Below are 25,679 nucleotides of genomic sequence, written 5' to 3' on the forward strand. Positions count from 1 at the left end.
ACGGCAGTTGTCACGATTGTTTTGGTGAAGGTGGTTGCACTTCTCATCCTGCGTCGCGTAGACGCCAAGACCGAAACAAACAGGCGCGATCTGTCGACACAGGGCGAGCGCGTCTAAGACATGAGCAGCTAAGCCCACCTTGGCTGCCCATCGCCCGCAAGGGCAAAAGCGGACCTCATGGGGGTCCGCTTTTCTTTTGCGGGCCTCTCGACTCCGGCCCAAGGGTCGGGCTATCAGCCCGCAACGTGTTTTCAGCCCCGAGGTTTGCGCCATGATCCCCAGTTCCTTTCCCGACAGCACCGAAATCGCCCGCCTGACCGCGCGGATGCTGCTGGAGATCAAGGCTGTCCATTTCAACGCGCGCGAGCCGTTCACGCTGGCCAGCGGTCTGCCCAGCCCGACCTATATCGACTGCCGCAAACTGATCTCGTACCCGCGCATCCGCTCGACCCTGATGGACTTCCTGACCGTCACCGTGATGCGCGAAGCCGGGTTCGAAGCGTTCGACAATATCGCAGGTGGCGAGACGGCAGGCATTCCGTTTGCCGCCATGGTGGCCGAGCGTATGGCGCTGCCCATGACCTATGTCCGCAAAAAGCCCAAAGGATATGGCCGCAACGCGCGCATCGAAGGCGCAATGAGCGAAGGCGAGCGGGTTCTGTTGGTCGAGGACCTGACCACCGATGGCGGTTCGAAACTGTCCTTTGTGGATGCGATCCGCGAAACCGGCGCGACCTGCGGGCACACGGCGGTGATCTTCTATTATGGAATTTTCCCGGAAACCGAAAAGACGCTGGGCGACCACGGCGTGAAGCTGCACGCGCTGTGCACCTGGTGGGACGTTCTGGCCGAGGCAAAAGTGCAGAAAGCCTTTGACCAAGAGACACTTGACGGTGTCGAGGCGTTCCTGAACGATCCGCGTGGCTGGCAAGAGGCCAATAAACCCACGTAAACCTCTTGTGGGCAAGTTGGGGATAAGTGCGAAAGAATCGAGCCTTGAGCCACGATATCTGGTGACTTTTCCCCTAATTCCTACATAATGAGCTACGCATACGCAGGTATCCAAACGGTTCGGAAAGTTATCCCTAGGCCTTACCCCAAGTTAGCCACAGGTTTTTCCAGATAGCTTGCGATGACGTTTCACGTGTAGAACCGACGCACGGGCAGCGGGGACAAGATGAACGAGATCAGCAGTATCGAGCAGGCAGCAGCGCAGATTCAAAACGCGGAAACCATGCCGAACTCCATCGAGGCCGAGCAGCAATTGCTGGGCGCGATTCTAACCAATAACGATCTGTATGACCGCGTCGCCTCGATCATCGGGGCCGAGCATTTTTATGATCCGGTTCATGCCCGGATTTATGAAGTCGCCGCCGCCCGTATTGCTAAAAACGCGCTGGCCTCACCCGTCACACTGAAATCCTTCATGGGTGAAGATGAGGGCCTTAAAGAGCTGGGCGGCCCGGCCTATCTGGTTAAACTGGCCGGTGCCTCGATCAGCGCATTTGCAGTGCATGATTATGCCCAGATGATCTATGACCTCGCCATTCGGCGCGAGTTGATCCGTCTTGGCCGCGACATTTCGGACAAGGCGGCACGGGTTGAAGTCAGCAGCGAACCCAAAGAACAAATCGTCGAAGCCGAGCAGCAACTCTATCAGTTATCCGAGCAGGGCCAGACCGAACAGGGATTTCAATCCTTCCTCAAGGCGGTCACAGAAGCCGTCAACGTCACCAACGAAGCCTACCAGCGTGGTGGTGGTATGGCGGGGATTTCCACCGGTCTGGCCGACTTGGACAAACAGTTGGGTGGTCTGCACCCATCCGACCTGATCATTCTGGCTGGGCGTCCGTCGATGGGGAAAACCTCATTGGCGACCAACGTGGCCTTTAACGTTGCCAAGGCTTATAAGCGCGGCACCAAACCAGACGGCAGCGAAGGTGCGATTGACGGCGGTGTGGTTGGGTTCTTTTCTCTCGAAATGAGCGCCGAACAGTTGGCGGGACGTGTTCTGGCCGAAGCCTCGGAAATCTCCAGCCACAAAATCCGTCAGGGTGACATGACCGAGGCCGAGTTCCGCCGCTTTGTGGATGCGGCGAAGGAACTGGAAGCCTGCCCTCTGTTCATTGACGACACCCCGGCCCTGCCGATCTCGCAGCTTGCCGCGCGTGCGCGACGATTGAAGCGAACCCACGGGCTGGACCTGCTGGTGATCGATTATTTGCAGCTGTGTCGCGGCATGGCCGAGAACCGCGTCAATGAGATTGCCGAGATTTCGATGGGCATGAAGGCCATCGCCAAGGAATTGCAAATACCGGTCGTCGCCCTGTCGCAGCTAAGCCGTCAGGTGGAAAACCGCGACGATAAACGCCCGCAACTGTCCGACCTGAGAGAATCCGGCTCGATCGAGCAGGATGCCGATGTGGTGATGTTCGTGTTCCGCGAGGAATACTACAAGGAACGCGAGAAGCCCGGCGATCACGAACTGGAAAAGATGGAAGAGTGGAAGCAGGCCATGGAGCGTCTGCACGGCAAGGCCGAAGTCATTGTCGGCAAGCAGCGTCACGGCCCCATCGGAACGGTCGAGCTTTCTTTTGAAGCCCAGTTCACCCGCTTTGGAAATCTGGTCAAACCCTGGCAGCAGAGCGGCGAGATCGAGGGATACTGATCACACTGATTCTGAACTATGGGCACGTCGCGGGTCAAGCTGATGGCGCAACCTTTAGGCTGTGTTAACATCCCTGAACGAAACTTGCACAGCGCCACACACCGGTCGGAGTCCCTGAGTTTTGCCCGCGATCATCTCGGAAATAAGATATCGTAACGGCCCGAACTTTGCGCCGGACGGGGATTTCATCGAAGTCCGCGTGCCGACCGGAACGGATGTCACCGGCCTTCAGGTTGATGTTTACAACCCAAATGGCACGGTGCGCAGTTCTACAGATGTCGACTCCGCTACGATGACAACGGTGGGCGGATTCGACTATTACGTGGTCTCGGCGCGCATCAACCGATTGGGCGCAGTTTCATTGTCTGACAACGGCACGGTTCTGAGCTTTGTCTCGTTCGACGCGCAAGTGACGGCAACCCAAGGCCCGGCCAACGGCCAAACTTCGACCCAGATCGGCAGCAACGGAACGGATGACACGTCTTCGCTGTCGTCAACGGATGGGGTGAATTTTGTCCAGGATCCGAACCCAAGCCCAGGCGCACCCTGTTTTACCTCGGACACGCTGATAATGACCGATCAGGGTGAAATCCGCGTACAGGACATCAAACCCGGTATCCGGGTTGTGACAACCACAGGCGGGTCAGAGCCGGTGCGCATGGTCTTGTCCCGGACCCTACGGCAGTCGGACTTATTAAAGAAACCGGAGTTGCGCCCGATCTTTATCGCGGCCGGCTCACTTGGCCACGGCCTGCCCCGCCGCGATCTGCGGGTGTCGCGCCAGCATCGGATGCTGGTCCGCTCGGCTATTTCGCTTCGGATGTTTGCGACGCGCGATGTTTTGATCTCGGCCGTTCGTCTGACCGAGCTGCCCGGCATTTTCATCGACGATGCGGCAACGCGCGTGACCTATCACCACCTCATTTTCGACCGGCATGTGGTTCTTTTTGCCGAAGGCGCACCAAGCGAAAGCCTGTTTACAGGCCCCGAAGCGCTGCGATCCTTGCCGTCAGAAGCCCTTCATGAGCTCTTGCAGCTGTTTCCCGGCCTGGTCCGTCACCAGAACATGGCCCCTGCCTGTTATATCCCCAGCGCAAAGCAGCAGAAGAAACTGGTGACGCGTCATAAACAGAACAGAAAGCCCGTACTGGATCAGCCTTTGATCTAAAGACGAGAAACGCTAATTGTGCCCTGCCATTCCGTTCACCAAAGCGACGGATTGTTCAACGCAGGTACGCAACGCGAAGGGCCTTTCAGCGGTTTCAGATCCTGACCATCCAATGCTTGCCCCAACCATCCATGCGGGTGGCTCAGCGTCAGCGGCGGTTGCGCGGTGGTCTCAGAGATCTGCCCAAATCCGGTCTTACCGTAATACCCCGGATCGCCATAAGTCAGCGCCACATCCGCACCTGAGGACCGTAAACGATCCAACCCGTATGAGATCAATGCCTGACCCACTCCACTTTTTTGGCTGTCTGTCCTTACGGCCATGGGCGACAGGATGAACACACATCGCGTGTCCTGCGGAAATGCGACACGGGAAAAAATGGCACAGCCTAGCAATTGGTTATCCCGATGGGCTGTGAACACCAAAAGATCCTCGGATGGTGTACTGTCGATCAGGTCTTGTACAAAAGCACCAATTACCGCGCCTTCGTCTTTCCCCTCAGACGCGGCAAAAACATCTGTGAAAAGCCGGACCACTTCGGATGGGTTTGATGTCAAACCGGTTGAAAATTCCATGAATTCCTTGTCCCTGCGGCCGCACCCCTGGATGTGTGGTGATGAGACGATCCCGCCCACAAGATCGTTTTAACATCAATGTGAAGACAATCACAAAGCGGTTTATTCAAAGCAACAAATCGCTAATATGTCTTGGTTTTCGGCTCTATTCGGCGATTGCGACGACATGGCAACGGAATACGCCAAGGAAATGCGCCATTCCCTCTTGACCTTGGACGGCGCAATGTCATGAACAGTTCCATGAGTACTGCACGTTTGACGATCAATCTACAGGCGCTGGCCAGCAACTGGCGCGCGCTTGATGCGAAGACCGGGGTAGAAACCGGGGCCGTGGTCAAGGCCGATGCCTATGGGCTGGGTGCCGGGCCTGTCAGCGACACGCTGGCCGAAGAAGGCGTTCGAAAGTTCTTTGTTGCCGCAGCCGAGGAAGGCGCCGCCGTGCGCGAGGCGGTCGGACCGGGCCCGATGATCGGAATTTTCTCCGGGCACATGGAAGGCGATACAGATTTGCTGCGTGCGCACGATCTGACACCACTGATCAACTCGGCCGAACAGTTCCAGCGTCATTTGCAAGCGCTGCCCGATCACGCATTCGGTATTCAACTGGACAGCGGTATGAATCGCTTGGGACTTGAGCCAGCCGACTGGGCCGAGCTGCGCCCAAAGGCCGAGGCCTTGAACCCGGTGGTGGTCATGTCTCATCTGGCCTGTTCGGATGAACCGGATCACCCGATGAATCAGCAGCAGTTGAAAACCTTCCGCGAGATGACCGACGGCGTCACCGCACCCCGTTCGCTAGCCGCAACCGGAGGCACCTTTCTGGGGCCTGAGTTCCATTTCGATTTCTGCCGCCCGGGCATTGGCCTTTATGGTGGCCTGCCTTTTGCCGGGGCCAAGCCGGTTGTCACCGTCGATCTGCCCGTCATACAGGTGCGCCAACTGGACGTGGGCGAAACAGTCGGCTACGGCAACAGCTGGGTTGCGCGCCGCCCGTCTCGTATCGCCACAGTTGCTGCAGGCTATGCAGATGGTCTGCATCGTGCGATTGGCGGCGGGATTGACACGTTCGCTGGCAACCAGCCTTGCCCGGTTGTTGGTCGTATCTCGATGGATCTGATCACGGTGGACGTCACCGACTTGCCGAACGACCCGGAACGTCTGCGTATTCTCAACGGCCATCAGACCGTCGATGATCTGGCCGAAGCTGCCGGAACGATCGGCTACGAGATTCTGACATCTATGGGCAATCGCTATTCGCGGGGCTACGTAGAATGAACCCAATGACCGCGCTTGGGGGGCTGGGCCGCGCTGTTCTGAGCCTGATGGCAGCCTTTGGTCGGGTGGCCCTGTTTGCGCTTGATGCCATCTCGCATATCCTTCGCCCACCCTTTTATCCGCGCGAATTTGGTATGGCCCTGCTGAACATCGGCTGGCTGTCCCTGCCCGTGGTCGGCTTGACCGCGATCTTCACCGGCGGCGCGCTGGCGTTGCAAATCTATGCCGGCGGCGCGCGTTTCAACGCCGAAGCCGTGGTGCCCCAAATCGTCGCCATTGGCATGGTCCGAGAGCTTGGCCCGGTGCTGGTCGGCTTGATGATTGCTGCCCGCGTGACCTCGTCCATCGCGGCCGAGATTGCCACGATGAAAGTGACCGAACAGATCGACGCGCTGGTCACGCTGTCGACCCATCCGATGAAATACCTGACCGCCCCGCGCGTCTTGGCCGCGTTGATCACCGTGCCCGCATTGGTTGCGGTAGGTGACGTGATCGGCATTGCCGGGGGCTACACCGTCGCCACGCAAAATCTGGGCTTCAACCCAGCGACTTATCTGAAAAACACGGTCGATTTTCTTGAAACCCGCGACATCGTCTCATCGCTGGTCAAAGGCGCGGCCTTTGGCCTGATCGCGGCCATTATGGGCTGTTACTACGGCATGAACTCTGGTCGCGGCGCACAGGGCGTGGGGCGTGCTACCAAAGGCTCGGTCGAGGCCGCAGCGGTGCTGATCCTGGCTGCAAACTTCGTTCTCACAGGGGTATTCTTCTCGCTATGATCCGGATGGAGAACGTACATAAAGCCTTTGGTGACAACCACGTATTGCAAGGGCTTGACCTTGAGATCCCCAAGGGCACCTCGATGGTCATCATCGGCGGGTCTGGCACCGGGAAATCGGTGGCTCTGAAATGTATCCTTGGACTGATCCAACCCGACAGCGGCATGATCTATGTGGACGGAAAGGATGCCAGCAAAGGCGACCGCGACGCGTTTCTGGCCCGTTTTGGCATGCTGTTTCAGGGCGCGGCCCTGTTTGACTCGATGACCGTCTGGCAGAACGTTGCCTTCCGCCTGCTGCGTGGCTCACTGAAACGTCCTGCGGACGAAGCCCGCGAAATCGCCATCGAAAAACTACGCCGCGTGGGCCTGAAATCTGACGTGGCCGACCGCTTTCCGGCGGAACTGTCAGGCGGCATGCAGAAGCGCGTCGGCCTTGCCCGCGCCATTGCCGCCGAGCCCGAGATCATCTTTTTCGATGAACCCACCACAGGGTTGGACCCGATCATGTCCGGCGTCATCAACGATCTGATCCGCGAGATTGTGACCGAGATGGGCGCCACCGCGATGACCATCACCCATGACATGAGCTCGGTTCGCGCGATTGCCGACAACGTGGCCATGCTGCACGGAGGCGTCATCCAGTGGACCGGTCCCGTCGGGCAGATGGATGCCTCGGGTGATCCTTATGTGGAGCAGTTCATTAGCGGGAGCGCAGAGGGGCCGATTGAGGCGGTTCGGTAATCGGAGGCAAGTTCATATGCACAAACAACGCTCAAGACTGGAAAAACTAGCAAACGAACTTTCAGACAGCATTACCGAAGAAATTATCGATGCGAGGCTAGTCTATAGAATTCGGTCCAACAACAGTCTCTTTCCTCAAGAACTATCTGGACTTCTGGAGAAAATCTTTTCTCAATTTGACGACGGTATTGAAAGGCAAATGAACGGTTGGGCTCTGTCGGCCATGGAGAAGCTGCTCGGCGTGCTTGAGGGACTATTCGATGACATAGACACAGAAAGTTCTCAGGATGCCTCAGCCAATTTAGTTCCGACTTTTGAGTTGAGCGGCACAGACAAAAGTCGCGTGTTAGAGCTTTGCTCCCAAATGAGAAAAATAGTACTTGCGTCGGATATTTTTGATCAAGCGCATCGGAGAAGGTTATTGGACAGAATAGCCGGTATTGAACAACAAGTTGAGCAACCAAAAGGACTGCTCGATGTAGTTCGCGCTGGTGTAAGTGATTTAGGCGAGACGCTTGGAAAGTTTGGGACGGATATCAAACCTCTGACTGATCGTATGAAGGAGGTTTCCGACATAGCTAGACGCGGCTCAAAGCAATACGAACAAATTCCAGCTCCCGATGAAGTGAAGCAACTTCCAGCTCCCGACCAAGATACAGAGAAATGACCCTCCGCCTCGCCACCCTCTCCCTGCTGATCCTCTACCCCATCGCGTGGTTCGCCCCGCTGATGCGCGCAGGGTTCCTGCCGATCTTTGGCCTCAGCGAAATCAGCGTCATCACTGGGCTCCAGTCCCTGTGGAAATCCGACGTCTTCCTTGCGCTGATCGTCACAGTCTTCGCCCTCTTCGCGCCCTACATCAAAACCATCGGAACCGCCCTGATCCAATGGAACCTGCTGGATGCCCGCGTCCAACCCGCACTGAACATCCTCGGTAAACTGGCAATGGCCGACATCTTCCTGATCGCGCTTTACATCACTCTGGCCAAAGGCATCTCTTACGCGACCATCGAAACTGCATGGGGTCTCTACCTGTTCACAGCCTGCATTCTGGCTTCCATCGCGCTTGGCCATATTACAGAGATGACATCCACTTCACGAAAACCTCAGACCTAATTGATTGAAAACACGTACCTAAGTATCATCTTTATATTTCGAGCAGTGCAGTTTTGTAGTTTCCAGGTCCGCAGCGGATCGCCCTAAGTTCTGTGATCTTCCTCCGCTTCGGCCCGGTGTGTTCCGGTTTGAAGAAGGAGTACGACGATCATGGCCGCCCTCCACAATATAACATTGCAATGTCAGAATGCCTTTTTGAGATTGACTTTTTTACTAATATGCATGGTGGCCTTGCTGGCCGTTTCAGCCACGCTTTTTTCCGCTTTGGGTGTTTTGCCCTGGCTTTCAATGCAGGCCGGATTCGGCAATGGACCGGTAACAGACGCCGGGATGTTCATTCAGATTGGCCTGACCGCACTGATTCTCATGCTGGCGTTTTATCTGCCTGCCAATGCGCGAATGATGGCGCTGGAAAACAACCATCGCAAATTTGCCCTCAACATGCATGACATCGCGGAAGCCTATCAGATGGCCCATGCCGCCGACCGTGGCGGGCTGTTCATGATGTCGTCCGAGTTCGACGCGGTCAAAGAACGCATGGCATTTTTGCGCCAGCACCCTGATCTGCAATCGCTCGAGCCTGAGATTCTGGAATTGGCTGCACAGATGAGCCAGATCAGCCAGGAACTGGCCGAGACCTATGGCGACGCACGGGTCGAACGTGCGCAGATGTTCCTGCAACAGCGGCAGGAAGAGATTGAGCTGTTCCAACAGCGGCTGGGAGAGGCTCAGGTCATCCAGAACGAATTGCGTCAATGGACGCGCGATGTGGAAATGGAAGAGACAATCGCCAAGTCGCAACTGGCACGCCTGCGGGACGAGCTGTTTGAGCTTCTGCCCGAGCTGTCGACTCAATTGCACGCACCGCGCAGCGAAAAGTCCTCCAAAGCGTCCAGCGTTATTGCCATGTCCCCCCCTCGGGCGGCGGAATAGGCGCGTCTGCGCCCGTTGCGGACGATGGCCCATCCGGGCCTGAGGCCGCAGCGCGCCACCGGCGGTAAGGAAAGCCCGCAAGGGCTTGAAGAACCGCCCAAGCTCGGGCACGAAGTGCGTCATGGCAAAAACGACTTCTTTCTCCTGCTCAGCCTGCGGAGCAACTCATACGCGGTGGTCCGGACGCTGCGATGCCTGCGGCGAGTGGAATACAATCATTCAGGACGCGCCCCTTTCGGCTGGCCCGGCCAAAAAATCCCTCGGCGGCAAACGCGGCCAGTCCATCGCACTCACGGATTTGTCGACCGAGGAAACACCTCCGCCCCGCACCCTCTGCGGAGTTGAAGAACTCGACCGCGTACTCGGAGGTGGTTTGGTCCCGGCCTCTGCGCTTCTGGTGGGCGGAGATCCGGGTATCGGTAAATCCACGCTACTCTTGCAAGCCGCAGCCCGTTTTGCGCGTGCAGGCGTTAAAACCATCTATGTCTCGGGCGAAGAAGCCAGCGCACAAGTCCGAATGCGCGCACGTCGTCTGGGGCTTGAGGACGCGCCGGTGCAACTGGCGGCAGAGACCAATCTGCGCGACATTCTTACGACGCTTGAGGCCGAAAAGCCCGGTCTGGCGATCATCGACTCGATCCAGACCATGTGGGCCGACAACGTTGACAGCGCTCCGGGGTCGGTGTCACAGGTCCGGGCCGCAGCACATGAATTGACCACGTTTGCAAAACGACACGGTGTTTCGATCATCATGGTCGGCCACGTCACCAAGGACGGCCAGATCGCAGGCCCCCGCGTTGTTGAACACATGGTCGACACCGTACTGTACTTCGAAGGTGAGCGCGGCCACCAGTTTCGTATCCTGCGCGCCGTCAAGAACCGCTTTGGCCCCGCTGATGAGATCGGCGTGTTCGAGATGACGGGCAAAGGGCTGGCTCAGGTCACCAACCCGTCGGCCCTGTTCCTGTCGGAACGCGGTACGCCCAGCCCCGGTTCGGCCGTTTTCGCTGGCATTGAAGGCACCCGCCCCGTTCTGGTGGAACTGCAGGCCCTCGTGGCCCCCTCGCCCCATTCTCAGCCCCGCCGCACCGTGGTTGGATGGGACAGCGGGCGGCTGGCCATGATCCTTGCCGTGCTTGAGGCGCGCTGTGGAATCCCCTTTGCTGGGCTCGATGTTTATCTGAACGTCGCCGGAGGGCTGAAAATCAGCGAACCCGCTGCTGATCTCGCTGTGGCCGCGGCCCTGCTCAGTGCCCGCGAAGACACCGCCCTGCCCGCTGAGACGGTTGTTTTTGGAGAAATCTCGCTGTCCGGGGCACTTAGACCAGCCCCGCAGACCGAAAATAGGTTGAAAGAAGCGCAAAAACTTGGTTTCACAGCGGCAATTGCTCCGGCAGGTGGCAAAACCGGCACTGTGGCAGGTCTGTCACTCACCCGACCCTCTGATTTGGTTGGGTTTGTTGGCGAAACCTTCGGATCAGGTTAAGGTCGCGCCCTGAGGGGCAGAAAACAAACAGGCGAGGGCCATGGAAGGTTTTACAATAATTGACGGGGTCGTCGCCCTGATCATCGTGATGTCGGGCATATTGGCCTACTCGCGTGGCTTCATGCGCGAGGTTCTTGCCATCGCAGGCTGGGTCGCAGCGGCCGTTCTGGCGTTCATCTTTGCCCCACAAGCCGTGCCGCTGGTCAAGGAGATCCCGGTTGTCGGAGATTTCCTGCGCGACAGTTGCGAGCTTTCGGTCATCACAGGTTTTGCGGCAGTCTTTGCCATTGCGCTGATTGTGGTCAGCATATTCACCCCCCTGTTTTCTTCGCTTGTGCAACGCTCGGCCTTGGGCGGTCTGGATCAGGCACTGGGTCTTTTCTTCGGTATCGCACGCGGCATCCTGCTGGTTGCGATCGCCTTCTTTGTCTATGACACCGTCATGACCGGCCAGTCCTACACGATCGTCGACGAAAGCCGTTCGGCCAAGGTGTTTGAACAGTTCAGCAGCCAGATCGAAGAACAAAACCCCGAGGCCGCTTTGGGCTGGGTTACAGCGCAATATGAAGAGCTGGTGGCAAGCTGCACGGCAGACAACGCCCAGCCCGCAACCACGGCGCCTGCCGAAGGTTAAACGCTCTTTCGTATGGATTTCACGGAAAAGCCCGGCCCTGCCCGGGCTTTTTTCATGCCGGTCAGTTGAAACCTTCGCCACCACATACGGTGCATCGGATGGTTTTCAATCCGAAACACCCATCGCACCGGCTGAAGATGGGTATACCCAGAGTATCGCGGCCTTTGACAACTTCGCCTGCACCGTTGCAGATCTGACAGGGCGCGCGCCCCATGCCTCGGCACCGATGACACCGTTGTTTGATCCGTTCCTTCTTGTTCTGTTGAGGCTTATGCTGCCACATTCAGGCCCTCTGCGTGCTTGACCACTCTAAACTTGCACATATTCACTAGCATGACAGCATATATGACTGCACATGTCATCCATTTCATGAGCAAGCGTCTTCGCGCACAAATTCAGCCTGCGGCAATAGGTGAGTGTGATCCTTTGATGACAGCCCGCTCATTAGTCTTTATGTGGAGGCCAACCCGCCACGGAATCGGAGCCACCGATCTTGTTCTTTCTGTACGAATGCGCGCTGGTCGTGATGATGGTCGCCCTATTGGCGTCAAGTTCACCTGCTACCAAAACACCCGCGCAGGCTTTGCAGACGGCCCGAAACCGAAGAGCGGTCAGTCCTCAGATCAAATCGTCATAGAAGTTGGAGCCCCGTAAATGTGTGGGATTTTGGGAATCGCAAGCCGGACACATGATGTGTTTGCCGAGATCTATGACGGGCTGCTGATGCTGCAGCACCGGGGTCAGGATGCTTCCGGGATCGTGACCTATAATGGCGAGTTTTTCCGCGAGAAGAAGGCCAACGGTCTCGTCAAAGACGTGTTCAATGCGCAAGATGCCGAAACCCTTTTGGGCCAGGTTGGCATGGGCCATGTGCGTTATCCGACGGCCGGATCGCTTAGTGCCGCCGAGGCGCAGCCCTTCTTTGTGAACGCCCCTTACGGCATCTACCTGGTTCACAACGGCAACATTACCAACACCGCCGAACAGCGCGAGAAAGTTACTGGAAAATACAGCCGTCACCTGCGCACCACGTCAGATTCCGAAATCCTGCTGAACGTACTGGCCGACAAGGTGGCGGACGCGATCAAGGTGAACGGCAACGCCGAACCCATCCGCAATCTGTTTGCCGGTGTGAAGATGACGATGGAACGCGTTCAGGGTGCCTATTCCGTGATCTGTCTGGTCGCAGGTGTCGGGATGCTGGCCTTCCGCGATCCGTTTGGCATTCGTCCACTGTCGGTTGCAAAGCGCGAGGTTGATGGCCAAGGCGATGACTATGCATTTGCTTCGGAAGACGTGGCCTTTGGCATCAACGGCTTCGAAAAACTGCGTGATCTGCGCCCGGGTGAAGCGATTCTGATCGATCTGGACGGCAACATGCACGAGTTCCAGGCCGTCGAAGGCAAGCTGACGCCCTGTATCTTTGAGTATGTCTATCTGGCTCGTCCGGACTCATTGCTGGATGGCGTTTCTGTTTACAAAACCCAGATGCGTATGGGTCAGACGCTGGCTAAACAGATTCAAGACTCGGGTCTGGAAATCGACCGGATCATTCCTGTGCCGGACAGTGCCCGCCCCGTAGCGCTGGAAGCTGCCAAGATCACCGGTATCCCCTATCGTGAAGGGCTGGTGAAAAACCGTTATGTCGGACGCACCTTCATCATGCCGGGTCAGGCAGAGAGGCAGAAGTCCGTTCGCCGCAAGCTGAACGCCGTCCCGCTTGAGTTTGACGGGCACAGCGTTTTGCTGATCGACGATTCCATCGTGCGTGGCAACACCATCAAAAAGATCGTTCAAATGTGTCGCGACGCCGGAGCCAAGAAAGTCTATGTCGCCAGCGCCTCGCCTCCGGTGCAGTATCCCAATGTCTACGGCATCGACATGCCAACCAAGGCCGAGCTGATCGCAAACGGCAAAGAGATCGAAGAGATCCGCGAAGAGCTGGGCGCGGATGCGCTGTTCTATCAAGACCTCGACGATCTGATCTGGGCGGCCAAAGAAGGCAATCCCGAGATCGAAGCCTTTGATTGTTCTTGCTTCGACGGCAATTACATCACCGGCAGCGTCAGCGAAGATTATCTGGACAATCTGGAAAACAGCAGCCGCGTCAGCCAGAAACGCGCCGATATGCAGATTCCGGGCGGATCGTGGAACGCAGCCAAGCTGGCCTCGGGCTGATCGGCAAACGCTTGGAATTCAACCGACACCGAGACGATGCGAATCGCTTCGGCAAAACCGGTTGATCCCAACAGCGCACGGTGCTGCGATGAGTGGAAACTTGCCGCAACTCCGCGGTGAACGTCTTGCGTTCTCAATGGCTTTCATTTGCCGGTTTCAGCCTTGATGACGTGTGCGTGTGATGCGCTTTTGCTTATCCTCTGGTTTTGGTAACTGACCGGCACCACTCACCAAGCAAAGGGGTTCGGGCCATGGTCCGCGCCGCAAACCATGTCGAACTCGATAGTCAAAAGCACGGCCACGCAGAAGGGCGCATTGAAGAAGAATACCGTGTCGGTATTGGGGATATTTGGACCCAAAAGTGATCTGCGTGCCTTGATGCGCCTATCATCGGGCCGTGTGAAAGAAGTCAAACCCGGCAGCCGTGTTGCCTCGGGTACAGTGATTGCCATTGATGAAGATGGCATCATGCTGCGACAAAGCGGCCAGACCAAGCGTATCACCATTCCCGGCAGCTAATCGCGTCTTGACGCCCCGCGCGCGGGGGTTCAAACCGCAGCCATGACCGATCAGACCAAAATTGCCCTTGTCACCGGGGCCTCTCGCGGGTTGGGCGCTGCCCTTGCCGAAGCTCTGGCACCCGAATATCACATCGTCGCCGTCGCCCGCACCACCGGCGGGCTGGAAGAGCTGGACGACCGGATCAAGACCAAGGGCGGCTCGGCCACGTTGGCCCCTATGGACATCACCGATCCCAATGCCATGGCGACCCTGTGCCGGGGTATTCACGACCGATGGGGTGAGGTGGACTTATGGCTGCACACGGCCATTCACACGTCTGCGCTGACGCCTGCACATTTCATTGATCCGAAAGAGTGGTCAAAGGCCGTCAATACCAACGCCAATGCAACCTCGGTTCTGATTCCCTATGTGACGCCCCTTCTGGGCGAAAATGGTCATGCGGTGTTCTTTGACGACCCGAAAGCTGGCGAGAAGTTCTATGGCATCTATGGGGCCACCAAGGCCGCGCAGATCGCTCTGGCCCGAAGCTGGGCCGCCGAGACCGAGCGTACTGGTCCGCGCGTTTCGATTGTCGAGCCTGCACCGATGCCTACTGCCGTACGCGCACGTTTCCATCCCGGAGAGGATCGGGAAGCGCTGAACAGCACCGCAGATGAAGCAGCGCGGATTCTGGCGTTACTTTAGAAAATGGCCCTGACGGGCCATGCCTCCGGCGGAGGTATTTTTAGCCAGATGAAGCCGGGATCAGGCGATATGAACGCCGTTGCGGCCAGCCAGATCGACAAAGAACTGCCAGGCGACACGGCCCGAGCGCGAACCGCGCGTGGCCTGCCATTCGATCGCCTCGGCGCGCAGGGTATCTGTATCAACTGAGACACCATAAGCCGCGCAATAGCGGTCGATCATGGCAAGATATTCGTCTTGATCGCAGGGGTGGAAACCCAGCCACAGACCGAAGCGGTCGGATAGTGAGACTTTTTCCTCAACTGCTTCCGATGGGTTGATGGCGCTGGACCGTTCGTTTTCGATCATGTCTCGCGGCATCAGGTGACGACGGTTCGAAGTGGCGTAAAAAACAACGTTTTCAGGGCGTCCTTCTATGCCACCATCCAGAACGGCCTTGAGCGATTTGTAATGCTGATCATCGTGGCTGAACGACAGGTCGTCACAGAACAGGATGAAACGGTACGGTGCAGAGCGCAGGTGGTTCAGCAAGCGGGCGACCGAGGCCATGTCCTCGCGCTGTAGCTCCACAAGTTTCAGGTCAGGATGATCCGCGCTTAGTGTGCCGTGGACCGCCTTTACAAGGCTGGACTTCCCCATTCCCCGTGCCCCCCACAACAACGCGTTGTTCGCCTTGTAACCGGACGCGAACCGGCGGGTGTTGTCGAGCAATGTGTCCCGCGACCGGTTTATTCCAACCAACAGATCCAGATCGACGCGATTAACCTGCTCAACCGGTTCCAACCGTTCCGGTTCCACATGCCAGACAAAAGCCGGGGCTGCGTTGAAATCCGGTGTGGCCAGAGGCGCCGGTGCCATGCGTTCCAATGCAGCGGCAATGCGGTTCAGGGCTTGTTCGTCCATCGGATCCTCCGGTCAAATTTGGATGGGTTCAAAGCATGTTCTGATTGGCGCAACAAGGCCCACAAACGAAAAAGGCGCACCCCGATGAGGCGCGCCTGTGTTGTTTTCTTAGCAGATTACTTCTTGTCTTCGAATTCCTGCATCAGGTCTTCATCCGCCTCTGCCTCTTCATCGTCGTAGTAGCCGTCGGCACGCAATTGCTCTTCCCGCTTCCGTTCAACCCGGGCCACCAGGAAGATCGAAATCTCGTAGAGGCCATAGACCACAATAAAGAGAATGATCTGAGTGATCACGTCAGGTGGCGTCACAACGGCCGCCAGAACCAAAATGCCAATAACCGCATATTTGCGCACGGCACCCAGCCCCTCGGCGCTGACCAGCCCAGCCTTGCCCATGAGGGTCAAAAGAACCGGCAACTGGAAGCACAGTCCAAAGGCCACGATAAACTTGATCGTCAGGTTCAGATATTCCTGCGCCGAACCCTGGAACACCACGCTCAATGGTGCAGTGGTTGAACCATCTGCCAGGGCTTCACCTTCCGCGCCGAACTGCTGGAATCCCAGGAAAAAATCATAGGCCAGCGGTGTGACGACATAAAAGGCAAAGCTTGCGCCCAGAAGGAACATGAACGGCGAGGCCAGCATGAAGGGCAGAAACGCGTTCTTTTCCGTCTTGTACAGGCCCGGTGCCACGAAGCGCCACATCTGCATTCCGATATATGGAAACGCCAGAATGAACCCGCCCAGCAGCGAGACCTTGATGGCCACAAAGAACCCTTCCTGCGGCGAGATGAAAATCAGCCCGCAATCCTGCCCGCGTTCGGTCAGAACCTCACACAGAGGATTGGTCAGAAAATTGAAAAGCGGCGTGGCCACGGTAAAGCAGATGATCATACCGACCAGAAAGGCCGCGACACAGTGAATCAACCGTGTACGCAGCTCGGCCAGATGTTCGATCAATGGGGCCGAGGTATCTTCGATCTCGTCGGTTTTAGTCATGTCTTGCTTTCAGTGTTCAGCGCCGCTTCAGCTTCTTCAGCTTTGACCAGCGCATCTGCAGCTTCTTTGGCCTTACGCTCGGCAGCGGCACGGGCAGTGGTGGCCTGAATCTTCTTGGCCTGCTCGGCGCGCTCTGTCGCCAGCTTACCGGTTTCGCTGTCCGGATCGAACTTGTTGGGATCGATGCTTTTCGCCATTTCCTGCGCGGCTTGTTTTACGCCGTCCATCGCCGAACCCACAGGATTCGCGGCGGCGTTGAGACCTTGCTTGATCTCATTTACCCCGGCCTGATCGGCGGCCTCGTTCATGGCACTGCTGAACTCACGCGCCATTCCGCGCGCCTTTCCGACGAAGCGCCCGACATTGCGGAACATCACCGGCAGGTCCTTTGGCCCCACAACGATCAGGGCAACAATGCCAATGACCAGAAGTTCGGTCCAGCCAAGATCAAACATCTGAGCTTACACCTTGTCTTTCTCGGTCTCGGGTGTGACGTCTTTGGCCACTTCGGCAGCGTCCTGATCCAACTCGTCCGCGCCTTCCTTGACGCCTTTCTTGAACGACGTGATGCCTTTTCCAACTTCACCCATCAGCGAACTGATCTTGCCACGGCCAAACAGAACCAAAACCACAACGGCGATCAGCAGAAGACCGGGAAGGCCGATATTGTTGAGCATGTCTCTTCTCCTTTTTCATCGACGCGGTTGCGCGCCGGGAATATGAACTGGGTCCGTGTTTACGCCCGGACGCTTTGTGTCAAAAGGGATCAGGCGCAGATTGAGGGTAAAATTTGATGTCATCCGGCAGAATCTAAGGGGTCGCATTTTCCAACTGACAGGTTTATGTCAGTTGGGTATGATTAATGAGGCGATATCGAAACCTGGTCAACGGAGAACCACATGACCCATGTTGCTGAAATCGTCACCTTCACTCTCGCCAATGGCACCACGCCGGAAGAGTTCGTGAAACTCAGCCAGACCTCTGAAGCCTTTGTGCGCAGCGCGCCGGGCTTTGCCCACCGCCAGCTCAGCCAGGGCGAAGACGGTCGCTGGACCGACTATGTCGTCTGGACAGATATGAAGGCCGCTCAGGACGCCGCAGCGCAATTTCCGAAACAGGACTTTGCTGCGGGCATGATGGCTGCCATTGACCCTGAAAGCGTCCAGATGCGCCACGAGAACGTGCTATGGAACATGACTGCCTAGGCGCAGTCTGGACGGCGTGACATGCGCCGCACGGATCGCCTGTTTGATATTATTCAGATCCTGCGCGACGGCAAACTGCACCGCGCGCAGGACATTGCGTACCGGCTCGAGGTGTCGGTCCGTACCATCTATCGCGACATGGATACGCTGGTGGCTTCGGGTTTTCCGGTCGAGGGTGAACGCGGCGTAGGTTACATGGTGCGCGAGCAGATCACGCTGCCCCCACTGAACCTGACCACAGCCGAGCTTGAAGCGCTGAACCTTGGCATGGCCATCGTGGCCGAGGCTGCCGACCCGGACCTGAAAGCCGCCGCCAATTCTCTGGCCGACAAGATCGACACTGTCCTGCCCACGCAAGTGGTAGCGGAGGCCGACGCATGGAAATTCGCGGTCTACCCCTTTGCCGATGCCGCCCGCGGGCTGGCACATATGGCCCCGATCCGCGCTGCCATCAAATCCCGCCAGAAACTCCGCTTGTCATATCGACGGATAGACGGGGTTCTGACCGACCGTTCCATCCGCCCGCTTCACATGGAATATTGGGGCCGCGTCTGGACCCTTACGGCATGGTGCGAGTTGCGCCAGGGTTTCCGCGTCTTCCGAATCGACCTGATCGAATCCGTGACGCCGCTACCGGAACTCTTTGCAGATGAACCCGGCAAACGCCTGAGCGACTACAACCCAAACGCCTGACCTTCTTCATCTTTTCAGAAATACTCCCGTCGAAGGCATGGCCTGGAACGGGCCATTCACCCTCACTTCAGGTACGGTTCGGGATCGACCGACTCGAACCCTTTGCGCACTTCAAAATGCACATAGGCGTTGTCGCCACCCCGCAATTGCGCCAGCTTTTGCCCACGACGCACCCGGTCGCCTTTCTTGACCGCGATATCATCGACATTGGCATAGACCGTCAGCAGATCATTCTTGTGTTTGACGACGATGATCGGCACCTGATCCGCATCAGCCGTAATCGCCGCAACGGTGCCTGCCTCGGCTGCTGTCACGGCCGTTCCGGGTGCTGCGGCAATGTCGATGCCTTCATTCTTGCCCTTGTTATAGCCACGAATGATGGTACCGCTCACCGGCAAAGACAGCGCTGAAGACCGAGAGTTGGTCGGGGCCTCGGCTGTCACATCCGGGGCCTCTGCCAGAGGCGCGACGCTTTCCTTGGGCAGCGGTTGCGTAGCACTCGGAGGGGTCGGGGTCGGCGACCCCTGCCCCGGCTCGGTCACTTCCGTAGCCACTACCGGCGCCGCAGCAGCAGCGTTTTGCCGTGGTGCAGTTTGGTTCTTGACCGGGATCAGCAGAAATTGACCTTCGCGTACGGTGAAGTCGGGGCCCAGCCCATTCCATTCGGCAAGCGCGTCGATCGGCACCTGATAGAGCCGCGAGATGGTATATGCCGTCTCGCCCCGCTTGACCTTGTGCCGGACCGGTTCCGGTCCCGTGGCCACAGGGACCGGCGTTGGCGTTGGCGCGGGTTGCACAGGTTCCAGTGTTGTCGTCTGGACCGAGCTGGTATCCTGGGCCTGATCAATTGCGTTTCCAGCAACCGAGGCGATGTCCACCCCGCTGCCCGCTCCGACCGAACGCGGCAGGGCCAACACTTCGCCATCTCGCAGGGTGTCGGTGGTCTGTAACCCGTTGAAGCGCGACAACTCACCTTCCGGCAGACCCACCCGTGCCGCCACATCCCGCACCGTGTCACCCTGGCGGGCCACGACAACCTGATAGTTGGGATAAGTGATTACGCCCCGGCTGTCCGGCGTCGGCCGTGATGTGGTGGCGGATTGCACCGCGTCAGTGGTCGAGAACCCGCCGACCTGCCCGCGCAGATCATAGTCCAGAGGCCCCTCACACCCGGCCAGAACGGCCACAGCGACCAGTCCGGTCGCGCAGCGGCGCATAGATGGTTTGGATACTGCTTTCATAATTCTGTCCTCAAAGCCTGCCCCTGTTGTCCGGGGTTCCGGCGACCAATTCACAAAGCCTGCTACGTTTCGTCCCTGCCAAGCCCCTCAAGCAGAGGCACAAAACGAACCGACGTCAATTCATCATAGTCCAGACCGGTCTCGGTGCGCGTCACTTTGATCAGCTGCTGCACCGCATCCGACTGTCCTACGGGTAAAACCATGATACCCCCGATTTTGAGCTGCGCCAAGAGCGGGCCCGGAGGGTCTTCGGCTGCAGCCGTCACAATGATCCGGTCAAAGGGTGCCTGTTCCGAAAGACCATAAGATCCATCCGACAACATGGCGGTGATATTGGTCAGCCCCAGATCGGCAAATAGCTTGCCCGTTTCGCTGACCAACCGCCGGTGGCGTTCGACGGTATAGACCCGACGTGCCAGTTTCGACAGGATCGCCGCCTGATAGCCCGAGCCGGTTCCGATCTCGAGCACGGTGTCCCGCGCCCGCACATCCAGCGCCTGTGTCATCAACCCGACGACCGAAGGCTGGCTGATTGTCTGACCGCAGGCAATCGGCAGCGGCATGTCCTCGTAAGCACGGTCTGCGAAAAGGCCGGTGACAAACCGCCCCCGGTCCACCTGCTCCATCGCCGCCAGAACGCGCGCATCGGTCACGCCCCGTTTACGCAGGGCAAACAGGAACTGCATTACGGTTTCAGGATCCAGTCCGCTCATTCGACTGCCTTCAATGCCTCCAGCATATCGTGCGCGGTCAAGTCAGCGCGCATCGGCGTGACCGAGATATAGCCTTCCAAATTGACCGCCGCATCGGTGCCCGGAGCCGTCGGGTTGTGCTGATAGCCGCCCTTGATCCACAAGAACCGCCGCCCCGAGGGCGAGCTGTGCGGCTCAACCGAGAAATGCGTGTCGCGTCGAAAGCCCTGCGCCGCCACGCGTGTCCCCAACACCTCATCTGCCGGAACGGGTGGGAAATTCACGTTGTAGAACAGACGGTAATCGCCCTGCTCTGCCGGGGTGGCATCCAGAATGCGCCGCACCAGATCGGCCCCAAAGCGTGCAGCGGCCTCAAACGGATCATCCAGCCCCAGATTGCGTGGGCCAAAATACTGCGACAATGCAATCGCGGGTACACCCTGCAGCGCCGCTTCCATCGCGCCACCAATAGTGCCGGAATAAAGCGTGTTCTCAGCCGAATTGTTCCCGCGATTCACACCGGACAATATCAGATCTGGCGGGCAATCCACCATCACATCATGCAACCCTGCCAATACACAATCCGCAGGCGACCCCTCGGCCGCATAGCGCCGCTCGCTCAGCTTGGCGATCATCGTGGGATGAGTGTAGCTGATGCAATGCCCTACGCCGGACTGCTCGAAGGCGGGCGCAACCACCCAAACCTCACCATCCGGTCCGGCCAGCTCGGCTGCAATCGCTTCCAGCGTGATCAGGCCCGGAGCGTTGATCCCGTCATCATTGGTCAGAAGAATACGCATTGCCCGTTTCACCCCCGCGTTTGGCCCTTGATAGACCCCGACCTGCGTTGCGGCAAGCGACGTGGACCCCCAATCTGAGGCTTTCGCGCACCACTTGCGGGGAAATCGAGCGGTTGAACTTACGTGTCGGGGAAAACGAAACACCGGTCGCGTCGGATAGTCAGCCACATGACCCTGCCCGGACCCGGCACAAAGACATTCGGAACCGTGGCCCTGAGGATCGAACCGTCATAGTCCATGCGAAATTCTATCAGGCTTTCGTTGCCAAGGAAGCGCGCGCGTTCAACGACACCGCGCGCCGCGACACCATCCGTCGGCGTGGGCAGAGGTCCCTTGCCGTTGCGGTCGAAATCCAGCTTGACGTGCTGCGGGCGGAAAACGATCTCGACATCCGTTCCATCCGGAATACCCGGCGCAAGGAATTGGCCAAACGGCGTATCCGCCAACGCCCCATTCACCTGCGCGCGCAACACGTTGACATCACTGAAAAAGGCCACAGCCGCCTTGTCTGCAGGGCGGGTATAAACGTTATAGGGCGCGCCCTGCTGGACGATCTTGCCGCGCCGCATCAGGGCGATTTCGTCAGCCATGCGCATCGCCTCTTCCGGCTCGTGCGTGACCAGCAAAACGGCGGCGTCCTCTTCCTTGAGGATGGCCAGTGTTTCGTCCCGAATGCCGTCTCGCAAACGGTTGTCGAGGCCCGAGAACGGTTCATCCATCAGCATGATCCGCGGGCGCGGCGCCAATGCGCGGGCCAATGCCACACGCTGCTGCTCACCGCCCGACAACTGATGCGGAAACCCGTCGATGAAGCGCATCAGGTCTACTTTGCGCAGCAATTCCTCAACCCGGGCGCGCTTTTCGTCCTTGGTGCCTTTCAGACCGAATGCCACGTTGTTGGCCACGCTCAGATGTGGGAACAGCGCAAAATCCTGAAACATCAGACCGATCTCGCGCCGTTCCGGCGGCACCCGGAACACCGTGTCGCAGATCAGCTTGCCATCAACGTAAATCTCACCCGAGTCCTGCATTTCGACCCCGGCGATCATGCGCAGCGTCGTGGATTTGCCGCAACCTGACGGCCCCAGCAAACAGGTCACCTTGCCCGCCCGCACGGTCAGCGACACGTCATCCACGACCACCCGCCCTTCGAACCGGCGGATAATGTTGCGAATTTCCAAACGCGGAGGAGTTGCGTTACCTGTCACCGATGGACCCCATTTGCCTTTCCCGATCAATTCCATCGGGCTTGGGCGGGGATAGCAACCCCGCCCCTCAGGTGCAAGGGATCAGCAGCAACCACCGCCCGAAGATGTGGCCTCACCCATGGCCTCAAACGGGCTTTCACCGCCGCAGCCTTCGAAGATGCCGTAATGGGTAGAGAAGTCGCCGATAAAATCGAAGTGCCGCGCGAACCGTGTATCCTGCAACATCATCCATGTGTTGCCACAGACCGGAAAGACCTTGCCGGTTTCGATGATATGGTGATCGTCCAGAACAAACTCATGCGGCGCATTGGGCACGGTGCCCTTATAGATCACCGCCTGGCCATAGTCTTCACAGGCCGGTTCCAGCGCGGGCAGTTTGAACAGGCGGTAGGTGGCCGACAGGAATTTCAGCGGGGCCACACGTGCTTCGAGCACGGGGTTTTCGATGGTCAACGGGCGGTGCGTCTCGCGACGCGGATCACCAAAACCGGCCTTGCGCGCCATCGACAGGAAGTCATTCCAGTACAAAGCACCCGACAGGCATTCGCCATACAGAACCTCATCTTCGGCCATCGCCTGCGGGATACGGCGGTCTGCGTAGACGTCCGAGAAATACATCTCGCCGCCCTCTTTCAGAAGCCGATGCGCGCCGCGCAGAACAGCATCCTTGTCGGTTGCAAGGTTGATCACGCAGTTCGACACGATGATATCGAAAGACCCCGGTTCCAGGTCCAGTTCATCCAGTTTTTCGATATACCCGTGATGGAATTCAACGTTGCTTTTTGCATGCCCAAAGGCTTGGGCATGATAGTCCTGATGCGCGCGGGCAACATCCAACTGCTCGGGCGTCATGTCCACACCGACCACCCGGCCCTTTTCGCCCACCATGGCCGACAAGGCATAGACGTCACGCCCCGCGCCGCAGCCCAGATCGAGGATCGACATGCCTTCCAGATCCAGAGGCGCAATCAGACCGCAGCCGTAATACCGGGTCAGCACCTCGTCATGGACCTTCGAGAGGATCTTTTTGACGTGATCCGGCATGTCATCGGGCGTGCAGCACGCGTTGGTCTGCAAATCCGCGCTGCTTTGCAGGACTTCACCATAATAATTCTGCACCGACTCATGCTTCATCGCGCTCTTCCCCTTGTAAGTGGTTGCATCGCAGCTAATGCAGCTACCTCTAGTTCGCAATCCGGGGAAGGTGCTTCTGACGAAACCGTGAGCCTTCCGGCACGGCTTTAGCCCAGCAGATCAAAATCCAAACCAGCGCGGATTACACCGTTTACCTGAACTTCCAACCGATGTGCGCCGGGCACCAGCTTGAACGTCGTGGCATCACCCTTAAACTTGTGACGCTTGGCCAGATTCAGCTTGCCGCCTTTCAAAGCCGCCTGCTTCAGCTTATGAACCTTAGCTGAGGTTTTTCCCCCAGGACGTTGAAAGTGAATAATATAATCGACCAGAACCGGTTGTTCACCGTGCCCGCTCAGATTAACCGAAAACTCAAGTGCCTCGCCAATGCGCGCTTCGGAATTCAGATCAATCACAACCGCAATACCAGCATCCGGATCATATCCCAGCATCTTCATTGCTTCGGGATGCCCCGCTTTGACAAGGCCGCGCAGCGTATGAGAGGTCATCCAGTCCAGCTCTGCCGCAGCCTGACGTCCCTCAGAGCGCCAATCGCCCAGACGCACCAGCACCAAGTCCGGGTCCTTCTTCGTGATGTCGTTCAGGTGATTGGCCACCGACCGCGTCACATACCGGGTGGTGTCACCGTGCAGCCGGTCCAATAGAGGCAGCGGATCGGTCAGCTCAAGATCAATACCCTGCCCCCAAGGCAACCGGGGTCGTGTGCCCTCGCTGACCAATCGGCGCACGTGATAGCTGTCATGGGTGCACCAGTCCTGCATCCGCTCCAGCACTTTATCCGGGTCATGGTTCAGAAAGGGCCGAATGGCCCATTCCATTGAAAACCGCTGGGTTATCTCTTCCAGCACGTCCAGAGCCAGATCCACGTGATCCAGCCCGATGTCTGCGACCCACTCACCCAACGGTCCAAATATGAAATCCCCGAAATCATCATCTGTTTTCGTGGGATCCAAAGGCGGTGGCAAGGCACGCAGGATCACCGGAGCAACCGTTGGCAAATCCCCCGGCACGGCCTGTTGCAGGCACGTTGCGATCCAGGCCATACGCTCTTTCAATTCCAGTTCAGGCAGGCGCGACATGACTTGCGCCTGAAACGCCGAGGCATCGAACGCCGGTTCAGCACTCGCAAATAACCCACTGATATAGCGCGTCTTCTCAGCGTTGAACAACTGATCCTTTAACGAAAACCCCTGCGCCATAGTCACATCGTCACATTGGTCGCGCCGCCATCCAGCAGGATGTTCTGGCCGACAATGAAGCCCGCGTGTTGCGAGCACAGGAATGCGCAGGTCGTACCAAACTCCTGCCGCGATCCATAGCGTCGAGCCGGAATTGTCGCCGCGCGGTTGGCGCGCGCTTCGTCCATCGTGATGCCCTGCTGCGCTGCCACCCCGCTGTCCAGCGAATCCGCTCGATCCGTGGCATGAATACCCGGCAACAAGTTGTTGATTGTGACGCCATGAGGCGCAACCTGACGGGCCGTTCCCGCCACATATCCGGTCAATCCGGTCCGTGCCGCATTCGACAAACCCAGAACCGCAATCGGCGCACGCACGGATTGCGAGGTGATATTCACCACCCGACCCCAGCCCTTGTCCATCATTCCGGGAAGCAGGGCTTTCATGAACGCAATTGGCGTCAGCATGTTGGCGTCCAGCGCCTTGATGAAATCATCGCGCTCCCAGTCCAACCACATTCCCGGAGGAGGTCCGCCTGCATTTGTCACAAGAATATCAACGCCCTGCGCCGCGTCTATGACCTGTGCCTGACCCTCGGCGGTTGTCACGTCACATGCGACCGTCTGCACCTCAACGCCATGCTCTGACCGCAGCCGAGCCGCCTCGGCCTCCAAAGTGTCAGAGCCACGCGCATTCATCACAAGGTTCACACCGGCAGCGGCCAAAGCCTCGGCACAGCCCAGACCCAACCCTTTGCTGCTGGCACAAACCAGCGCGCGTTTTCCTCGAATTCCCAGATCCATCGGATCCTCCCTGTCAGTCCTTGCCGCATGTCTAGCACCGGC

General features: G+C 58.0%; 29 protein-coding genes. 16 read left to right on the forward strand and 13 right to left on the reverse strand.

The genetic code is table 11. From position 1 onward, the window contains the following. Window positions 1-271: 271 nt before the first annotated feature. The 3 genes from AC2FJZ_RS16000 to AC2FJZ_RS16010 all read left to right on the forward strand — a co-directional run bounded on the left by AC2FJZ_RS16000 (window position 272) and on the right by AC2FJZ_RS16010 (window position 3,836). Complete coding sequence (locus AC2FJZ_RS16000; RefSeq protein ID WP_050602283.1) at window positions 272-952, forward strand: orotate phosphoribosyltransferase; 681 nt, start codon at window positions 272-274, stop codon at window positions 950-952. A 225-nt stretch (window positions 953-1,177) separates the two neighbouring features. Beyond that, on the forward strand, window positions 1,178-2,668 hold the full coding sequence (locus AC2FJZ_RS16005) for a replicative DNA helicase (protein ID WP_050602282.1): 1,491 nt from the start codon (window positions 1,178-1,180) through the stop codon (window positions 2,666-2,668). Between the two features lie 121 nt (window positions 2,669-2,789). Beyond that, window positions 2,790-3,836 carry a Hint domain-containing protein gene (locus AC2FJZ_RS16010; protein ID WP_496778870.1) on the forward strand — a complete coding sequence of 349 codons (1,047 nt, stop codon included), beginning with the start codon at window positions 2,790-2,792 and terminating at the stop codon, window positions 3,834-3,836. A gap of 35 nt (window positions 3,837-3,871) precedes the next feature. Here AC2FJZ_RS16010 and AC2FJZ_RS16015 read toward each other — a convergent pair whose 3' ends face one another. Next, complete coding sequence (locus AC2FJZ_RS16015; RefSeq protein WP_496778872.1) at window positions 3,872-4,411, reverse strand: GNAT family N-acetyltransferase; 540 nt, start codon at window positions 4,409-4,411, stop codon at window positions 3,872-3,874. Window positions 4,412-4,651: 240 nt separating this feature from the next. Between AC2FJZ_RS16015 and alr the strand changes: the two genes are divergently transcribed. Genes alr through AC2FJZ_RS16040 form a run of 5 tightly spaced genes read left to right on the forward strand, consistent with a single transcriptional unit; the run spans window position 4,652 to window position 8,324 of the window. After that, the gene (gene alr / locus AC2FJZ_RS16020) at window positions 4,652-5,686 is read left to right on the forward strand and encodes an alanine racemase (protein ID WP_050602279.1); all 1,035 of its coding nucleotides are present in this window, start codon (window positions 4,652-4,654) and stop codon (window positions 5,684-5,686) included. Beyond that, a complete protein-coding gene (locus tag AC2FJZ_RS16025) occupies window positions 5,683-6,465 on the forward strand; it encodes an MlaE family ABC transporter permease (RefSeq protein WP_050602278.1) in 783 nt (260 codons plus the stop codon). The genes alr and AC2FJZ_RS16025 overlap by 4 nt, the downstream gene beginning before the upstream one ends. Further along, on the forward strand, window positions 6,462-7,208 hold the full coding sequence (locus AC2FJZ_RS16030; protein WP_050602277.1) for an ABC transporter ATP-binding protein: 747 nt from the start codon (window positions 6,462-6,464) through the stop codon (window positions 7,206-7,208). The genes AC2FJZ_RS16025 and AC2FJZ_RS16030 overlap by 4 nt, the downstream gene beginning before the upstream one ends. Before the next feature lie 16 nt (window positions 7,209-7,224). Further along, on the forward strand, window positions 7,225-7,875 hold the full coding sequence (locus tag AC2FJZ_RS16035; RefSeq protein WP_496778875.1) for a hypothetical protein: 651 nt from the start codon (window positions 7,225-7,227) through the stop codon (window positions 7,873-7,875). Continuing rightward, entirely contained in the window at window positions 7,872-8,324 is a 453-nt protein-coding gene (locus AC2FJZ_RS16040; RefSeq protein WP_050602275.1) for a paraquat-inducible protein A, read from the forward strand. Before AC2FJZ_RS16035 ends, AC2FJZ_RS16040 begins: the two co-directional genes overlap by 4 nt. Window positions 8,325-8,506: 182 nt before the next feature. Here AC2FJZ_RS16040 and AC2FJZ_RS16045 read toward each other — a convergent pair whose 3' ends face one another. Further along, window positions 8,507-8,662: a hypothetical protein gene (locus tag AC2FJZ_RS16045; protein ID WP_496778877.1), complete on the reverse strand. Its 156-nt coding sequence runs from the start codon at window positions 8,660-8,662 to the stop codon at window positions 8,507-8,509. On the opposite strand from AC2FJZ_RS16045, the gene AC2FJZ_RS16050 reads away from it, so the two are divergent. From AC2FJZ_RS16050 to AC2FJZ_RS16075, 6 genes are all read left to right on the forward strand, one after another. Further along, complete coding sequence (locus AC2FJZ_RS16050; RefSeq protein WP_496778879.1) at window positions 8,655-9,257, forward strand: DNA repair protein; 603 nt, start codon at window positions 8,655-8,657, stop codon at window positions 9,255-9,257. The genes AC2FJZ_RS16045 and AC2FJZ_RS16050 overlap by 8 nt on opposite strands. Before the next feature lie 121 nt (window positions 9,258-9,378). Next, a complete protein-coding gene (radA, locus tag AC2FJZ_RS16055; protein WP_050602273.1) occupies window positions 9,379-10,743 on the forward strand; it encodes a DNA repair protein RadA in 1,365 nt (454 codons plus the stop codon). Between the two features lie 40 nt (window positions 10,744-10,783). Continuing rightward, window positions 10,784-11,377 carry a CvpA family protein gene (locus AC2FJZ_RS16060; protein ID WP_050602272.1) on the forward strand — a complete coding sequence of 198 codons (594 nt, stop codon included), beginning with the start codon at window positions 10,784-10,786 and terminating at the stop codon, window positions 11,375-11,377. Between the two features lie 654 nt (window positions 11,378-12,031). Continuing rightward, on the forward strand, window positions 12,032-13,555 hold the full coding sequence (purF, locus tag AC2FJZ_RS16065) for an amidophosphoribosyltransferase (protein WP_496672882.1): 1,524 nt from the start codon (window positions 12,032-12,034) through the stop codon (window positions 13,553-13,555). A 315-nt stretch (window positions 13,556-13,870) separates the two neighbouring features. Continuing rightward, window positions 13,871-14,074, forward strand: a complete 204-nt coding sequence (locus AC2FJZ_RS16070; RefSeq protein WP_253276798.1) for a hypothetical protein — start codon at window positions 13,871-13,873, stop codon at window positions 14,072-14,074. A 42-nt stretch (window positions 14,075-14,116) separates the two neighbouring features. Beyond that, a complete protein-coding gene (locus AC2FJZ_RS16075) occupies window positions 14,117-14,761 on the forward strand; it encodes an SDR family NAD(P)-dependent oxidoreductase (RefSeq protein WP_496778881.1) in 645 nt (214 codons plus the stop codon). 60 nt (window positions 14,762-14,821) lie between these two features. Here AC2FJZ_RS16075 and AC2FJZ_RS16080 read toward each other — a convergent pair whose 3' ends face one another. The 4 genes from AC2FJZ_RS16080 to AC2FJZ_RS16095 all read right to left on the reverse strand — a co-directional run bounded on the left by AC2FJZ_RS16080 (window position 14,822) and on the right by AC2FJZ_RS16095 (window position 17,339). After that, window positions 14,822-15,664: an ATP-binding protein gene (locus AC2FJZ_RS16080; protein WP_050602267.1), complete on the reverse strand. Its 843-nt coding sequence runs from the start codon at window positions 15,662-15,664 to the stop codon at window positions 14,822-14,824. 116 nt (window positions 15,665-15,780) lie between these two features. Then, window positions 15,781-16,662, reverse strand: a complete 882-nt coding sequence (gene tatC / locus AC2FJZ_RS16085; protein WP_496672876.1) for a twin-arginine translocase subunit TatC — start codon at window positions 16,660-16,662, stop codon at window positions 15,781-15,783. Then, a complete protein-coding gene (gene tatB / locus AC2FJZ_RS16090) occupies window positions 16,659-17,117 on the reverse strand; it encodes a Sec-independent protein translocase protein TatB (protein ID WP_496778883.1) in 459 nt (152 codons plus the stop codon). Before tatB ends, tatC begins: the two co-directional genes overlap by 4 nt. 6 nt (window positions 17,118-17,123) lie before the next feature. Then, complete coding sequence (locus tag AC2FJZ_RS16095; RefSeq protein ID WP_050602264.1) at window positions 17,124-17,339, reverse strand: twin-arginine translocase TatA/TatE family subunit; 216 nt, start codon at window positions 17,337-17,339, stop codon at window positions 17,124-17,126. Window positions 17,340-17,561: 222 nt separating this feature from the next. On the opposite strand from AC2FJZ_RS16095, the gene AC2FJZ_RS16100 reads away from it, so the two are divergent. After that, window positions 17,562-17,867 carry a hypothetical protein gene (locus AC2FJZ_RS16100; RefSeq protein ID WP_050602263.1) on the forward strand — a complete coding sequence of 102 codons (306 nt, stop codon included), beginning with the start codon at window positions 17,562-17,564 and terminating at the stop codon, window positions 17,865-17,867. Window positions 17,868-17,888: 21 nt separating this feature from the next. After that, a complete protein-coding gene (locus tag AC2FJZ_RS16105) occupies window positions 17,889-18,560 on the forward strand; it encodes a helix-turn-helix transcriptional regulator (RefSeq protein ID WP_496778886.1) in 672 nt (223 codons plus the stop codon). A 62-nt stretch (window positions 18,561-18,622) separates the two neighbouring features. Here the strand turns inward: AC2FJZ_RS16105 and AC2FJZ_RS16110 are convergent, their stop codons facing one another. The 7 genes from AC2FJZ_RS16110 to AC2FJZ_RS16140 form a co-directional block, all read right to left on the reverse strand. Next, window positions 18,623-19,801 (reverse strand): peptidoglycan DD-metalloendopeptidase family protein, encoded by a 1,179-nt coding sequence (locus tag AC2FJZ_RS16110; protein WP_496778888.1) that lies wholly within the window; start codon window positions 19,799-19,801, stop codon window positions 18,623-18,625. A 62-nt stretch (window positions 19,802-19,863) separates the two neighbouring features. Next, window positions 19,864-20,514, reverse strand: a complete 651-nt coding sequence (locus AC2FJZ_RS16115) for a protein-L-isoaspartate(D-aspartate) O-methyltransferase (protein WP_050602260.1) — start codon at window positions 20,512-20,514, stop codon at window positions 19,864-19,866. Then, complete coding sequence (surE, locus tag AC2FJZ_RS16120) at window positions 20,511-21,293, reverse strand: 5'/3'-nucleotidase SurE (RefSeq protein ID WP_050602259.1); 783 nt, start codon at window positions 21,291-21,293, stop codon at window positions 20,511-20,513. The genes AC2FJZ_RS16115 and surE overlap by 4 nt, the downstream gene beginning before the upstream one ends. Before the next feature lie 119 nt (window positions 21,294-21,412). Then, entirely contained in the window at window positions 21,413-22,537 is a 1,125-nt protein-coding gene (locus AC2FJZ_RS16125) for an ABC transporter ATP-binding protein (protein WP_496672866.1), read from the reverse strand. A 45-nt stretch (window positions 22,538-22,582) separates the two neighbouring features. Further along, window positions 22,583-23,635 (reverse strand): methyltransferase domain-containing protein, encoded by a 1,053-nt coding sequence (locus tag AC2FJZ_RS16130; protein ID WP_496778890.1) that lies wholly within the window; start codon window positions 23,633-23,635, stop codon window positions 22,583-22,585. Window positions 23,636-23,742: 107 nt separating this feature from the next. Then, window positions 23,743-24,855, reverse strand: a complete 1,113-nt coding sequence (locus AC2FJZ_RS16135) for a DNA alkylation repair protein (RefSeq protein ID WP_496778892.1) — start codon at window positions 24,853-24,855, stop codon at window positions 23,743-23,745. Between the two features lie 2 nt (window positions 24,856-24,857). Beyond that, window positions 24,858-25,637, reverse strand: a complete 780-nt coding sequence (locus AC2FJZ_RS16140) for an SDR family oxidoreductase (RefSeq protein ID WP_496778894.1) — start codon at window positions 25,635-25,637, stop codon at window positions 24,858-24,860. Window positions 25,638-25,679: the final 42 nt, after the last annotated feature.

This window comes from Ruegeria sp. CDSA079, from assembly GCF_059612245.1.

Excerpts from the sequence above, each read along its gene's own strand:
- AC2FJZ_RS16105 (WP_496778886.1), top strand. The coding sequence starts at position 17,889 with ATGCGCCGCACGGATCGCCTGTTTGATATTATTCAGATCCTGCGCGAC.
- AC2FJZ_RS16060 (WP_050602272.1), top strand. The coding sequence starts at position 10,784 with ATGGAAGGTTTTACAATAATTGACGGGGTCGTCGCCCTGATCATCGTG.
- AC2FJZ_RS16075 (WP_496778881.1), top strand. The coding sequence starts at position 14,117 with ATGACCGATCAGACCAAAATTGCCCTTGTCACCGGGGCCTCTCGCGGG.
- AC2FJZ_RS16035 (WP_496778875.1), top strand. The coding sequence starts at position 7,225 with ATGCACAAACAACGCTCAAGACTGGAAAAACTAGCAAACGAACTTTCA.
- AC2FJZ_RS16140 (WP_496778894.1), bottom strand. The coding sequence starts at position 25,637 with ATGGATCTGGGAATTCGAGGAAAACGCGCGCTGGTTTGTGCCAGCAGC.
- AC2FJZ_RS16095 (WP_050602264.1), bottom strand. The coding sequence starts at position 17,339 with ATGCTCAACAATATCGGCCTTCCCGGTCTTCTGCTGATCGCCGTTGTG.
- AC2FJZ_RS16130 (WP_496778890.1), bottom strand. The coding sequence starts at position 23,635 with ATGAAGCATGAGTCGGTGCAGAATTATTATGGTGAAGTCCTGCAAAGC.
- AC2FJZ_RS16045 (WP_496778877.1), bottom strand. The coding sequence starts at position 8,662 with ATGAACATCCCGGCGTCTGTTACCGGTCCATTGCCGAATCCGGCCTGC.
- AC2FJZ_RS16080 (WP_050602267.1), bottom strand. The coding sequence starts at position 15,664 with ATGGACGAACAAGCCCTGAACCGCATTGCCGCTGCATTGGAACGCATG.
- tatB (WP_496778883.1), bottom strand. The coding sequence starts at position 17,117 with ATGTTTGATCTTGGCTGGACCGAACTTCTGGTCATTGGCATTGTTGCC.
- AC2FJZ_RS16050 (WP_496778879.1), top strand. The coding sequence starts at position 8,655 with ATGTTCATTCAGATTGGCCTGACCGCACTGATTCTCATGCTGGCGTTT.
- AC2FJZ_RS16100 (WP_050602263.1), top strand. The coding sequence starts at position 17,562 with ATGACCCATGTTGCTGAAATCGTCACCTTCACTCTCGCCAATGGCACC.
- surE (WP_050602259.1), bottom strand. The coding sequence starts at position 21,293 with ATGCGTATTCTTCTGACCAATGATGACGGGATCAACGCTCCGGGCCTG.
- AC2FJZ_RS16005 (WP_050602282.1), top strand. The coding sequence starts at position 1,178 with ATGAACGAGATCAGCAGTATCGAGCAGGCAGCAGCGCAGATTCAAAAC.
- AC2FJZ_RS16110 (WP_496778888.1), bottom strand. The coding sequence starts at position 19,801 with ATGAAAGCAGTATCCAAACCATCTATGCGCCGCTGCGCGACCGGACTG.
- AC2FJZ_RS16040 (WP_050602275.1), top strand. The coding sequence starts at position 7,872 with ATGACCCTCCGCCTCGCCACCCTCTCCCTGCTGATCCTCTACCCCATC.
- radA (WP_050602273.1), top strand. The coding sequence starts at position 9,379 with ATGGCAAAAACGACTTCTTTCTCCTGCTCAGCCTGCGGAGCAACTCAT.
- AC2FJZ_RS16000 (WP_050602283.1), top strand. The coding sequence starts at position 272 with ATGATCCCCAGTTCCTTTCCCGACAGCACCGAAATCGCCCGCCTGACC.
- AC2FJZ_RS16025 (WP_050602278.1), top strand. The coding sequence starts at position 5,683 with ATGAACCCAATGACCGCGCTTGGGGGGCTGGGCCGCGCTGTTCTGAGC.
- AC2FJZ_RS16125 (WP_496672866.1), bottom strand. The coding sequence starts at position 22,537 with ATGGAATTGATCGGGAAAGGCAAATGGGGTCCATCGGTGACAGGTAAC.
- purF (WP_496672882.1), top strand. The coding sequence starts at position 12,032 with ATGTGTGGGATTTTGGGAATCGCAAGCCGGACACATGATGTGTTTGCC.
- tatC (WP_496672876.1), bottom strand. The coding sequence starts at position 16,662 with ATGACTAAAACCGACGAGATCGAAGATACCTCGGCCCCATTGATCGAA.
- AC2FJZ_RS16030 (WP_050602277.1), top strand. The coding sequence starts at position 6,462 with ATGATCCGGATGGAGAACGTACATAAAGCCTTTGGTGACAACCACGTA.
- AC2FJZ_RS16135 (WP_496778892.1), bottom strand. The coding sequence starts at position 24,855 with ATGGCGCAGGGGTTTTCGTTAAAGGATCAGTTGTTCAACGCTGAGAAG.
- AC2FJZ_RS16115 (WP_050602260.1), bottom strand. The coding sequence starts at position 20,514 with ATGAGCGGACTGGATCCTGAAACCGTAATGCAGTTCCTGTTTGCCCTG.
- AC2FJZ_RS16015 (WP_496778872.1), bottom strand. The coding sequence starts at position 4,411 with ATGGAATTTTCAACCGGTTTGACATCAAACCCATCCGAAGTGGTCCGG.
- alr (WP_050602279.1), top strand. The coding sequence starts at position 4,652 with ATGAGTACTGCACGTTTGACGATCAATCTACAGGCGCTGGCCAGCAAC.